A 13,407-nucleotide genomic window follows, 5' to 3' on the forward strand; every position below is an offset into this window, starting at 1 on the left:
TTTGCCCCTCTCCGGCGGAAAACCGCCGATCATATAAAAACAGTATTCACCCGGGCTGCTCCGCCCTTACGGCACCCGCAGCCCACGTTCTTTGACACATTGAGACAACCCCGAGGGAGAAAAAACGCCGTGCCACAGACAATGTACAGACTTTTTATAAATTCTGTGAAAGATGATTGGAGATGAACATCCTCGCATGCGCACCCACTGTCCCCGGAGGGGACACACCATGCGTAACCGCGGGTGATACCCGAAGGGCGAACCCGTGGAGAGAACTCCACTCCTCTCTCCGACACCGGAGGTGTCGCACAACAACCACTTTTACTCACACATCTCTTTACTCCCTCAACGCTTTCAGTGCGACGCCGCTGGCGTCGGAGTCCTCTCTGTGCACACCCCCCACGGGTTCACCCTCGCCACAGCTCGGGCATCACCCGCGGTTAAGCATGGTGCGCCTCCGCCGGAGGCGTGAGCTACGCTGCGAGGATGCAACTGAGATAATGAAGGAGTAATGTGCAGAGCTGAGATAGATTAGCCACGGAGACTATACAGACTTTTTATGATGAGAGCCGTACCCACTGTCCCCGGAGGGGACACACTATGCGTAACCGCGGGTGATGCCCGAAGGGAGAACCCGTGGATAAGTGGAGAGAGAGGAATCCTACCTCCGACACCGGAGGTGTCGCACAACAACCACATTTGTTATTCTCTCAACGCTTGCAGTGCGACGCCGCTGGCGTCGGAGTCCTCTCTATACACACCTCCACGGGTTCACCCTCGCTCCGCTCGGGCATCACCCGCGGTTAAGCATGGTGCGCCTCCGCCGGAGGCGTGAGGTACGCTGTGAGGATGCAACTGAGATAATGAAGGAGTAATGTGCAAAGCTGAGATAGATTAGCCACGGAGACTATACAGACTTTTGTCATATAAGAGCAAAAGAGACCCATTTTAGGTCTCTTTTTGTCACTTATGCCAGACTTTTTATGATGAGAGTTGCACCCACTGTCCCCGGAGGGGACACACCATGCGTAACCGCGGGTGATGCCCGAAGGGAGAACCCGTGGAGAGAACTCCACTCCTCTCTCCGACACCGGAGGTGTCGCACAACAACCACTTTTACTCACACATCTCTTTACTCCCTCAACGCTTTCAGTACGACGCCGCCGGCGTCGGAAGTTGATGGTGTCCTGCCTATCCACGGGTTCACCCTCGCTCCGCTCGGGCATCACCCGCGGTTAAGCATGGTGCGCCTCCGCCGGAGGCGTGAGTTACGCTGCGAGGATGCAACTGAGATAGTAAAGGGGTAATATGCAAAGCTGAGATAGATTAGCCACGGAGACTATACAGACTTTTTATGATGAGACCCGCACCCACTGTCCCCGGAGGGGACACATCATGCTTAACCGCGGGTGATGCCCGAAGGGCGAACCCGTGGAGAAGTGGAGAGAGAGGTAACCCTACCTCCGACACCGGAGGTGTCGCACAGCACCCACTCTTGTTACTCTCTCAACGTTTGCAGTGCGACGCCGCTGGCGTCGGAAATTAGTGGGGCTGCTTATCCCACGGGTTCACCCTCGCTCCGCTCGGGCATCACCCGCGGTTAAGCATGGTGCGCCTCCGCCGGAGGCGTGAGGTACGCTGTGAGGATGCAACTGATGCAGAGGAGAAAAGATGATTCATCCCCGAAATTGCACGGATATAATACCAACGCAATTCGGGGATGAGTTAAAAAAGAATGTTGTCACGCTATCTAAAAATCTCGCTATCAAAACAGCGCTGGTTATATCTGACGGCGTGACAACAAAAACGCAACTTTTTTATTTTATGATCTTTTTACCGTTAACGATATAGATGCCAGACGGCAGCGATGGGAGCAAATCTGACGTACCTAAGCGCTTTCCTTGCAATGTATATATATAATTGCCTTGTGCCTTCTTCGTCTTGAGGTTGACAATGGAAGTGGTTGTTTCGGGGGCGTAGGTGACCTCTATACTCTTAAACGTAGAAGTATTTGTTGCCTTAAACATTACCATTGCGGCACGTCCCGTCCATGAATATTGATTGTCTTTTTCATCGTCGTCGCATTGGTAAACGCCACCAGTCTGCGTAATCTCTGCCAAGTCGCATTGATATGGAAGGCATTTGAAGACGATTTTTGTTATCACCACATTCTCCGGAGCAGTGAAGCTCACGGTGTTGTTTGTGTACCATTTGAACTTATCGTCCATTATGCGGTTCCAATATCTTGCGCTTATTTTTTGACAAGAAAGTTTGATGCCATCTTGCTCGAGAGGTTTGCCATCTTCAATCTTCCCCACTTCGGGTTCGTCGCCCAATGTTGAGGTTTCTATCCCCCATGGATTAGCTGCAAAATTAAACACGGCAACGCTCTGTGCGAAACTCTGCATGCTTAAGAGCGCAATAACTGCTGTTAGTAGATATTTTCTCATTGTTGTATATATTAAAAATTTAAATAAATTATTTTACTACTTTTTTATTTCCTACCACATAAAGTCCCTTTGGTAGTGAGGGCCAGATGGCTTTCGTACCCAAACGAACGCCTTGTAGTGTATATACATCTGCTGTTTGCTCTTCTGCTGGCTCAAGGCTATTTATGCCCGTCACAACCGTTGCAAAACTGGGAGCGCCCCAATATTGAGCAGTTTTATATTGTTCGATACTGGTCTCGGGCACCACTAAGGTCTTTCCGTTGGGCGTTTTGTTGAACACATTACCTTTCAGAACTGGGGGCGTTGTGGCATTACAAGTAACCTTCGACAGGCTCGAACAATTCACAAGAGCATTCAGACCGATGTTTTTCAATGTAGAGGGGAAGGTCACTTCCGTCAGTGCCGTACAATTTTGGAAGACAAAAGGCTTCAGTTCTTCAACGCCTTCGGGCAGCGTTATCTGTTGCAGAGCCTTGCAACCTTTGAAAGCCTTTTGATTGACAACAGTGAAGCCCTTACCCAATGTTACGGAGGCGAGCGCCGTGCAATCTTCAAAAGCCGAAGCTCCCAGCAATTCCAGACCTTCAGGAGTTGTGATTTCGAAGAGCGACGTACAACCATAGAATGCCAGTCCGTCGATTGTCTTCAATCCTTCGGGAAGAGAAATGCCTGATAAACCTACGCAATTGTGGAAGGCAGAACGTCCGATTCTTGTCAGGTTTTCGGGGAAGTTTACCTTTTGCAAAAAACTACATTCATCAAAAACATTGTTTCCAATCTCTGTAACCCCATTAGGAATGGTAATCTCTTCCAAAGCAGAGCAGCCATTAAATGCTCCGTCGCCAATGCTCTCCAACGATTTCGGCAGAGCGATATTTGCTAATGCCGTACATTTGAAGAACGCACTTTCGCCAATGGCAGTAAGCCCCTCTTTGAGTTGTACATTGTTAAGTTTGTCGCAATACATGAACATGTTATTGCCCATGTTTTTGATGGTCGATGGCAAAGAAGCAGCAATCAACGAATGGCAGTTGGAGAAAGCCGCTTCTCCCAATGTTTCTACGCCCTCTGGTATGACAATCGCCTGAAGAGCAGAAGCAAAGAAAGCCTCTTTACTAATGGTGCGCAACGTAGAGGGAAGAACGATGTTGCGCAACGGAGTTTCGGCAAATGCTTGATAGCCAATACCCACGATACCTTCTGGCAGAACGATTTGTCGGTCCTCAGGAATAAGTGCAGCGGGCCATGACACCACGACATTGTTTTCTATCTTCACTCCGTCCGGTATCGGCGTTGGTGTTTTGTTTGCCGCCATCAGAGTTTGAAGAGGATAGAATGTTGTTGCTCTTTCTCCCGCAAAAGCAGAAGTAGAGACTGCTGAAGCAGCAAACAACATAGAAAAAAGTAAAGTTCTTTTCATTTGTATAAAATTAAATTTGATGATTTATTTCTTTGGTTTATCAGTCGTGTGTGGCTGCTCGGTTCTCTTTGCCGTTGCCCTTATAGATCAGTCGGTGTATCTTACCGCCTACACGATCTTCTTTATAAAGAACCTTTGCCGCAGATTTGTTGCTGACATCGATAATGAAGATAGATGCACACGCCGTTGTTTCAGCCTTTGAGTCTTCGGCGGCCACATACATGCGGTTGGGATTATACGGATTAAAGACAATAGCTTTTACGTCATACTGCTGACCAAGACTGATGTAAGGAGTAGAAGAAAAGCTCTTCCCCTCGTAGTTCATAACGTAGATATTGCCTGCATGATCGGCATAATAGAGCAATGGGCGTACAGGATTTACGCCGACAGCAGAAGTGGGCAGAATATGCCCCGTGGCGTCCATCTCGCCCAACAAACTCTCTTCTGCTTTATTCGCGGTTGGGGCAAAACGGTAAACTGTTACACCATTACCACTTCTGCTGCCTACAAGCAGCGCATGTTTAGGCTCGTAACGGTTATCAGCATTTGCTTCAGCGTAACTACCATCGCACGCCAACAGTGCCATCGGCGTAACAGGACAGCTCACTTTTCCCTCTACCATACCACGTATGCCGCCAATATAAATAAGGTGTTTAGAAGCCGTGTCAAAGTAAACGCGAAGCATATCCATGGGGTTGGTTATCAAACTGCAAGAAAGATCCGCAATTTTTGCACCTGCAGGCAACTGATGACGACGTTTCCCCACAACAAAACGACGCTCGGGTGTCATAAGATAATCTTTCCCGTTGCCGGTGAAATAAACACTTCCGCCCTCTGCGCCCCAAAGTCGGTTTTGCATACCGAAAGGTACAAAGGCGTGATTCGGTGAAAAATCGGTTGCCGTTCCGTCGTAGTCAATCTTGCTTAACACGTTCATCGTACTGGCATTCAAAGCATAGATGCGTCGCGGAGAATCGGTACTTACGATGACTTCAAGACCTCCCGTATCGTCAATATTATTCGGGTTGGTGATACACTCGCCTGTCCAGCAAAGTGCTAATGGCGTTTTACCTAACGAAAGTGTTGGATTGCTCTCTGCAAAAACATTGCGCACAGCAGGTGCTTCTTGTACATCGAGAGATTTGTACGCAAGCATGGCGCCGTCTTTTCCCTCGGTAAAGAGTAGTAAGCCTTGGTCGTAACCAGAATATACATAAAATGTAAAGTCGGCAAACTTAGCCGTTTGATCTTCGGCAATAACCTTCAGCGTACCCGTATGTTTGCCCAATACAGTACATTCATAATCAAGAGAATCTGCCGTACTCACTTTATTATTGTCAATAATCCACTCATAGGTGGTTGTCTGCTTTGTTCCTTCCGAGAAGTTAAGCACTGGCTTAAGCTTCAAATGCGCATTCTGCTTTATGCTGTATGCTTTTTCTATTCCCGTCACAGCAACAAGTTTTGCAGTAGGAGTTTCGACATTGTTGGGTTCTTTATCGCTACATGCCGCGAAAAGTGCTATTAGAAGCGGCAAGGCATAAAGGAAATTGTAAATTTTCTTCATTTTTATATTGTTATTTTGAATTATATTTCACACGTCTTCTATTTTGATTCTAAGTTTGGAATTACACCTCCCAATGCACATCGGGGAAGTTGACGCCCTCCTGCGGATGAGCCTCAAAATACGCCTTCACTTTTTTGAAAATGCGCAGATATTCGTATTTGCGCTCGTTCATCTCTTTTTGAGTGACAGGCGAGCCGTTCCACTCGATAAACTTTTGATACTTTTTCTTGTCATATTCGCCCAACCAATATGCCAGTTCTGGCCACCATATCGGCATATCGAGGCGATTATCAAAAACGAGTTGCATCTTTGACAGTTCGGCAATGATGGGAGGCAATTCGGTCTTTTCGCTGATGCCTATTGCCAACACATAAAAACTATCTTCGTTCAGATTTCTCCGAAGAATATTGATGCGGAGCGTGTCGCTTGTTGCGCCAGCAGATAATCTTCGCTCGGTGGAGAATGGTTGAAAATGCACACCTGCTTTTGCTGTTGTTACCGTATCTATCACCTTCAAACGATAGCTTCTTGGTGATGTACTCGCCGAACCTACTGCTGTTAAGGGTATGCGTATCACCGTATCGGCAACCGAATAGGGTAAACTGCCCATGGCGAGACGATAAGAAGCACGTTCAAAACTGATTCCCGATGCGCCTCGAAAAGAAAAGCTTTCATCCTGCGTGCACGAACAAGCACTCAATGCCAACATAGCGTACAGGCACAAATGCCACATTATAGTGTATGCTTTTTTCATTGCGGTTCGTATTTTCTTCTTCAGTCTTTATTTTCTTCACTCTGAGGCAGCGGCAGTATGTAAGTTGCATCGTTAGGCTCAAACACTTTACTATTGAGCCCCTCCATCGGCATTTCAAAGCGTTTGTAAGTAAAGAAGATCTGCCCCTCTCCCCAGTATTCTTTCTTTATTTCATCAACAAGCACTTGGCGGAAACGTTCTGGTGTAGCAATTTCTGAAGATGAAAGAGGCTGCAATCCGCGAGCGGTAATCACAGTGTTGAGCGCTTCGAGAGAGGCGTTACGGTCAGTATCGTACAATGCTTCAGCCAGGATATAATACATCTCGGGCAATCGTATCATATTTATTCCCGGTATTCTGCCCGCCTGCCACTCTTGCGTCTCTTCATAATTTTTGTCGTACAGCTTGGTGAAAGCCACAATTGGCCGTCCCCAATTGGTTTGTGTGAAGTATGCCTGAAAACGATAATCGTTGTTGGTTGGAGTAAATGTAGACGTACTGAACAGACGTTTGTAATTATTTCGCACCATATTACAGGTGGCGGTACTGCGCGCTGGATAGAACGTTTGCCGAACATCGAGATAAGCCTTTGGCGCATTGAGCACCCAAACACATTCGCTCGTGGCGGCATATCCCATAAAGAGTTGCAACACTTTCTCTTCTTTCACCATTCGGTAAGGCCCTTCCGTCACCTCTTTGGCGTACTTGGCAGCTTCGCTCTTGTTTCCTGCCCAAATATATACTCGTGCTTTAAGAGCCTTTATCGCATAACGACTTACATACATTTCAGCAGGTGTGCGCTTGGCCGACGATGATGCTAACAAACTATCGGCTTTATTTAGGTCGGCAAGTATGTGCTGGTAGCATTCGTCGACGGTGAGTCGTGGCGAGGGCTGCGTACTTGTTTTGGTGACATAGGGAATGGAAAGCTCGTGAGGACGAGAATAGTTCGGAGCAAACAAACGCAACATATCGAAATGTAGCATAGCTCGCAAAGCCAACGCCTCACCTTTATAAGTATCTAAACGTGCAAAATGTTTCCCCTCGGCTTGTTGCAGCAAATCGTTTATGGTATACACTGCAAAGAACGCCGATTCCCAAATACGATCTATTTGCTTCCTTACGTCAGTGTCGCGATATTGCAAGTCGTAAGTTTTTGTCAGCGTAGTGAGTGCTGCCTCGTGGTCGTTGTAATACAACTGCGCAATCTCGTCAACAAATCCGAACGACAATTGGCGGCCGTAAAGATTTGGCTTTGCCAATGTTGCATATATTCCTGTAAGTACGTCCTCGAAACCTTGTTCATCGGCATACATCTTCTTTCCGTCTATTTGTCCGGGCGTATCTATATCCACAAATCCGCATCCTTGCAACATTGTTGTTGTAAGAACAAGCGGCAATAATAAAGTGACTATTATATTTCTCATATCTTTACATTCAGTCCTATTTCAAAAACATGTGCGAAAGGATAGGCAAGTCCGCGCTCACGCTTGATGGTGGATAGATAAAAAAACTGCCCCGTAGAAAGCGAGATGCGCGCATCTGCAACGCGGCATACGCGACAAAGGTTGCTCGGAACTTGATATGCCAGCATCAACGATGTACCCTCCAGCACATATTCTTTGGCAACAAACCTCGACGTTGGTGGCGTTGCTTCGCGCAAGGCGATGTGCTTAAAAAGTGCCGCATTGCCTGGTTCCCGCCAACGACTGTAAAAAACACGCCTATCTACGTTGGTGAGAGGATCTGCCCCTTCCACTTTTGTGGCAAGCGTACTATTATATAATGTTGCACCTAATCGGTAGTTGAACGCAGCTGTAAGCGAAAAATCTTTCCATGTTGCCGAAAATCCCCATGTGCCTTGCACCGCTGGAGAGGTATCGCCCACCACTTGTCGCTCATTATAGTCATAGGTGTATGTGTATTCACCATTTCTTTTGATAAACACCTCTCTACCATTGGCTGGGTTGATGCCCGCAGAGCGCATCACTTTGAGAGCCGTGAGCGATTCGCCTTCCGCATAAAGCGGAACGGGCAAACGACTGTTTCCCTGCTTCACGTTGTCGGCATTGCGATTGCGCAGATAGTCGCTTATCTTCACTATTCGGTTACGGTTGTGGCTCATCGTTAGGTAAACATTCAAGCCCAACGGTCTGCCGCTGAAAACGCGCCCTCTCAGCGAAAGTTCAACACCAGCATTGCGTATCTGCCCCAAATTCTCTTTGCCATTCAGAAAACCTGTGTGAGCCGGTTTGGCAACAGTCATCACCAAATCGTTGGTGGTGTTTAGATAAGCATCGAAGCTACCGCTTACACGATCGTCAAATAGCGCGAAGTCGATGCCTGCATTACGCTTCAAGGTGCGTTCCCATCTCAGATGGGTATTTGCCAATGCCGTTGGTACAGCTCCTATCTGGTTGTTGTAAATCAAATCCGAACGATAGCTATATGCCTGCCTTGCTTGATAAGAATGGAAATTCACGTTGCCCACAATGCCTGCGCTGGCTCTAATTTTGAGTAGCGTTACAACTCTATTGGTCATGAAACTCTCTTTGTGTACGTTCCAACCTATGCCCAACATTCCGAAAGGAGCATATTTCTGCTGTGCACCAAATTTAGAAGACCCTTCACGACGAAAAGAAGCGTCTATAAAATAGCGGTTATCATAGACGTACTGCGCATTGATATAGCCGCCCAACATACGTGCACGATCTCGGTTGCCCTGCGGAGTAGACCCTTCGGCAAAAGATTTCGCCATGGAAGCATGATCCACCTTGTCGGACAACACTCCTGTTGCAATGAACCCATCAGATTTTTGCTCTATGGCTTGTACGTTTGCTCCCAACGTAAGATTGAGCAGGTGCTGCCCATATTTGCCAAATGCTTTATTCCATACGGCAAAAATACTGGACGATATATCGGCATGACGACTGTGCAAGATGTCGAAACTCCCCCGCTTTTGCTTTTCCACATACAGAAAGCGTTGCGACAGTGGTGAGAAAAAGCTCTCGTCATCGGTTTGTGTTTCGGTCAAAGCTGCAGTTCCCTCTATTCGCAATCCGCCGCCAAGGTTCCATCGCAGGCGCAGACTGTTGCTCATGGTGCGGGCGCTACTATTGATATAGCTGCTCAAACTTTTCTCATAAAGAGGATTGGGTTTTCCAAAAGAAAGTTCGTTGTTTAATACCCCTGCTGCGGTATAGGGGGCATCATAAGGATTAAGCAGCGCATAGTTACTGAAACTACCGTAAGGTACATCGTCGGTCAAGGCGCTTTCCACCCTACCCGTATATTGGATGAAAAGCCGTGTCCAGTCTCCATAGACCAGATTGACATACAATGATGCCGTATGCCGATTGCTCTTTTGCATCACTCCGTTCGTACCACTGTAGCCTCCCATGAGCCGATAACGAAAAATATCACTACCGCCCATGAACGACAGGTTATGCTGATGTGTTACGCCGGTACGTAGTGGCATGCGCAACCAATCTGTATTCACGCCTGCTTTCACACGATCCAGTTTTTCATAATACACTTTCTGTCGCTCCAAGTCAGTTTGACTACTGCCTTTCAAGTCGCCATAAATACCAGCCATGCGTTCGTATTCCAATTTTTCTGCGGCATTGAGCAGACGGTAAGCCGAAAGGTCCGCAACAGACAGTTGGTAACGCCCGTCGTAATCAACCTGCAACCGGCCGGCTTTTGTGGGCATCGAAGTAATCACAACCACACCATTGGCCGCTTTAGAACCGTAATATGCAGTAGCAGCTGCATCTTTCAACACCGAAACTTGCTTAATAGAAGCAGGCTGCAAACTAAAGATCACGCGCACATCTGTTTCCACTCCATCGAGAATAAACAACGGCAAATTAGTACGATCGCCCTCCACAAAACTGCTGCGTCCACGCAAAACCATATCGGGAATATGGTTGGGGTCTGCACCATAGTCGTTATTGGGTATCAGTTCAAACCCCGGAGTATTGTTCTTGATCATATCCAGCAGGTTCGTATTTGTCTGCCTGATGAGCGTCTCATGGTCAATAACAAAACTCGCCCCCGTATAACTTTCTTTGCGCTTATTTACATACCCCGTAACAACTGCCTCGCTTATCTTTTCCGCCTGTTCGTTGAGAACAAAATGATAAGTCGTACGACTTTCCGACACTTTCAACACTGCAGCTTTATACCCCAGCAACTGAGCAGAAAGTTCAACAGCCGTTGCAGGCAACTTGATAGTAAAGAGCCCTTTAGCATCGGATTGCGTGGTAGCCAAAACCTTTTTGCCATCTGTAGCTTTTATAGAAACATGCTCCAAAGGCGTTCCGTCGTCAGCATGCACCATGCCGCTTACCATACCCTTTTGGGCTGAAAGCGGCAAACAGAAAAAAAATAAGACAAGTATATAAAGGCTACTTTGAAAAAAGCAACGAGATATTATCATCACCTAAGTTTGGGTTTATTTTGCGGTGCAAAGGAGGCACAATTCCGAAAATAGGACAATACCCTCAAGTTGGTATTTTATGAAGTAAGTAAATGCAGCAAGGTTAACAACATCGCAGCTTTTCCAGACTGCTGACACTCGGTGTAGCAAACGGAATAGAAGAATTAGATAGAGATACTTATATTTGTTCCGAACGGTTAAAAAACAAAAGCTCCTGAAGAGGAAACAGAACAGCTATATGCGCCATCAAAAATATCCTTATAGCGTTTGAAAATACAATAAGGCTGTCAGCTGACATCCTTATTGCGTCAGCCCACGCCCTTATTGTATTTTTGAGCGCGACAAATAAGGCCGCAACTATGAGAAAACACACTCCTCCCCATAGTTTATTTTTCTTGGTAGGAGAAGAAATAACTCATTGTCCACCCACTGTCCCCAGAGGGGACACACTATGCGTAACCGCGGGTGATGCCCGAAGGGAGAACCCGTGGAGAGTGGAGAGGGAGAGAAAAGAGAAACCTCCCAGCCCGCACTCACTGTCCCCAGAGGGGACACACCATGCATAACCGCGGGTGATGCCCGAAGGGTGAACCCGTGGAGAAGTGGAGAAGTGGAGAGGGAGAGAAAAAAGAAACCTCCCAGTCCGCACCCACTGTCCCCAGCGGGGGACACACCATGCTTAACCGCGGGTGATGCCCAAAGGGCGAACCCGTGGAGAAGTGGAGAGGAAAGCCTCCGACACCAGAGGTGTCGCACAGCATCCACTTTTACTCACATAACTCTTTACTCCCTCAACGCTTGCAGTGCGACACCGCCGGCGTCGGAGTCCACCCTGTACCCCCCACGGGGTCACCCTCGCCACAGCTCGGGCATCACCCGCGGTTAAGCATGGTGCGCCTCCGCCGGAGGCGTAAGTTACGCTGCGAGGATGCAACTGAGATAGTAAAGGGGCAATGTGCAAAGCTGAGATAGATTAGCCACGGAGACTATACAGGCTTTTTATGATGAGAACTCGACCCACTGTCCCCAGCGGGGACACACCATGCGTAACCGCGAGTGATGCCCGAAGGGCGAACCCGTGGAGAGAACTCCACTCCTCTCTCCGACACCAGAGGTGTCGCACAACAACCACTTTTACTCACACATCTCTTTACTCCCTCAACGCTTTCAGTGCGACGCCGCTGGCGTCGGAGTCCTCTCTGTGCACACCCCCCACGGGTTCACCCTCGCCACAGCTCGGGCATCACCCGCGGTTAAGCATGGTGCGCCTCCGCCGGAGGCGTAAGTTACGCTGCGAGGATGCAACTGAGATCGTAAAGGGGCAATGTGCAAAGCTGAGATAGATTAGCCACAGAGACTATACAGACTTTTTATGATGAGAGCCGTACCCACTGTCCCCAGCGGGGACACACCATGCTTAACCGCGGGTGATGCCCGAAGGGCGAACCCGTGGAGAAGTGGAGAGGGAAGCCTCCGACACCGGCGGTGTCGCACAACATCCACAAAGACAATCTATCCTGCAAAGCATAAAAAACACATCCAGTAACAAAAGTTTTAGCGGATAGCCGTTGCCGAGAAAGAATATAAGCTATAACTTCGCACAACATCAAAAGATTAAAAACTTTAACCAATGAAGCTCCACGCATTCAAATATATCCTTTCGGCATCTATGGCGTTATCCTCACTAACAGTTCATGCCATATATCCCGATTCTGTTCTCCAACAAAAGATGCTGATTGAGGAACAAACCTTTCTGACTAAGATGAAACCAGGTTTGCAACACATGCAGATGCTTGCGGTTCGTGCGGCCATGCAGGGTAATGATTCGGATTTGCAAAAAATAAGAGAGAGCAGAAATCAAGCACCAACACTGCCAGAGGATGTCAAAGCGTTTTACCCATCGCCAAACATCTGTTTGTTCTCGCCGAAGAAAACTTCCACGCGCAAACGCCCCATACTGCTTTATCTGCACGGCGGCGGATGGTGTTTTGGAAGTATCAACAGTTGCGCCCGTTTCTGCGCTGCTGTTGCCTTGGAAGCAGACTGCGTTGTTGCCGCGCTCGACTATCGCCTCGCACCTGCTCACCCTTTCCCTCTCCCACTTGAAGATTGTCAGCAAGCCATTTCCTTTCTTAAAATGCATGCGGAAGAGTGGAACTGCGACTCTACACAGATTTCCATTGGAGGGGATAGTGCAGGAGGAAATTTGGCATTAGCCACAACCATGTCTGTACCCAATATCTTCAAAGTCATTTCCATCTATCCCGTAACAAAACTCTTTACAGAGCCAACGGCTTCGTGGGAAAAGTATGCGAAAGGATATGGGAATGATGCAGAACTGCTTGAAGCTTTCAATGAGGCTTATGCTCATCACAACGAACAGAACCCGCTTGCGTCAGTAGGTTTATGTAGCGATGAAACTTTGAGGGCACTGCCTCCAGCACTCTTTATCTCTGCCGGTCACGATATTCTGCTGGATCAAACTGCCGATTTTGTCAAACGCTTGCAAAGCCTGAACCATCCCGTAAGCTATCATATCTACCCAACCGCTTCGCATCTGTTCATCACCGTTCCTGGACAGCCCACAGCCTTTTCCGAAGCAGTCAAAACCGTTAGCAATTTCCTCAACGGCATTCAATGAAAAAGGATAACTCCTCCTCCCTTGCCCCCCTTGTTTTCTATTAAAAACGCACGTAGATGTTAACTTAAAAACGCTTCTACTAACAAAAAAACACAAATGTTTTGCAAATTCTTTTCACAAAACACAAAAAGAAC

Annotated in this window: 9 protein-coding genes; 3 read left to right on the plus strand and 6 right to left on the minus strand. The window is 47.7% G+C overall.

Annotated features, from left to right (window positions below):
- Window positions 1–1,041 precede the first annotated feature (1,041 nt).
- A complete protein-coding gene (locus tag ACO4R2_RS07740; protein WP_484769793.1) occupies window positions 1,042–1,239 on the plus strand; it encodes a hypothetical protein in 198 nt (65 codons plus the stop codon).
- 173 nt (window positions 1,240–1,412) lie between these two features.
- On the plus strand, window positions 1,413–1,604 hold the full coding sequence (locus tag ACO4R2_RS07745) for a hypothetical protein (protein WP_484769794.1): 192 nt from the start codon (window positions 1,413–1,415) through the stop codon (window positions 1,602–1,604).
- A 213-nt stretch (window positions 1,605–1,817) separates the two neighbouring features.
- On the opposite strand, the gene ACO4R2_RS07750 is transcribed toward ACO4R2_RS07745, so the two are convergent.
- From ACO4R2_RS07750 to ACO4R2_RS07775, 6 genes are all read right to left on the minus strand, one after another.
- A complete protein-coding gene (locus tag ACO4R2_RS07750; RefSeq protein WP_484769795.1) occupies window positions 1,818–2,450 on the minus strand; it encodes a hypothetical protein in 633 nt (210 codons plus the stop codon).
- Window positions 2,451–2,478: 28 nt separating this feature from the next.
- On the minus strand, window positions 2,479–3,870 hold the full coding sequence (locus ACO4R2_RS07755) for a leucine-rich repeat domain-containing protein (RefSeq protein WP_484769796.1): 1,392 nt from the start codon (window positions 3,868–3,870) through the stop codon (window positions 2,479–2,481).
- A 40-nt stretch (window positions 3,871–3,910) separates the two neighbouring features.
- Window positions 3,911–5,437 (minus strand): hypothetical protein, encoded by a 1,527-nt coding sequence (locus ACO4R2_RS07760; protein WP_484769797.1) that lies wholly within the window; start codon window positions 5,435–5,437, stop codon window positions 3,911–3,913.
- Window positions 5,438–5,498: 61 nt separating this feature from the next.
- Entirely contained in the window at window positions 5,499–6,191 is a 693-nt protein-coding gene (locus ACO4R2_RS07765) for a DUF4843 domain-containing protein (RefSeq protein ID WP_484769798.1), read from the minus strand.
- Window positions 6,192–6,211: 20 nt separating this feature from the next.
- Window positions 6,212–7,618 (minus strand): RagB/SusD family nutrient uptake outer membrane protein, encoded by a 1,407-nt coding sequence (locus tag ACO4R2_RS07770; RefSeq protein ID WP_484769799.1) that lies wholly within the window; start codon window positions 7,616–7,618, stop codon window positions 6,212–6,214.
- Window positions 7,615–10,533, minus strand: coding sequence for a SusC/RagA family TonB-linked outer membrane protein (locus ACO4R2_RS07775; RefSeq protein ID WP_484769800.1), 2,919 nt, complete (start codon window positions 10,531–10,533; stop codon window positions 7,615–7,617). The genes ACO4R2_RS07770 and ACO4R2_RS07775 overlap by 4 nt, the downstream gene beginning before the upstream one ends.
- A 1,729-nt stretch (window positions 10,534–12,262) precedes the next feature.
- Between ACO4R2_RS07775 and ACO4R2_RS07780 the strand changes: the two genes are divergently transcribed.
- The gene (locus tag ACO4R2_RS07780) at window positions 12,263–13,273 is read left to right on the plus strand and encodes an alpha/beta hydrolase (protein WP_484769801.1); all 1,011 of its coding nucleotides are present in this window, start codon (window positions 12,263–12,265) and stop codon (window positions 13,271–13,273) included.
- The last annotated feature ends 134 nt before the right edge of the window (window positions 13,274–13,407 follow it).

The sequence above is a fragment of the Alloprevotella sp. genome (assembly GCF_057240785.1).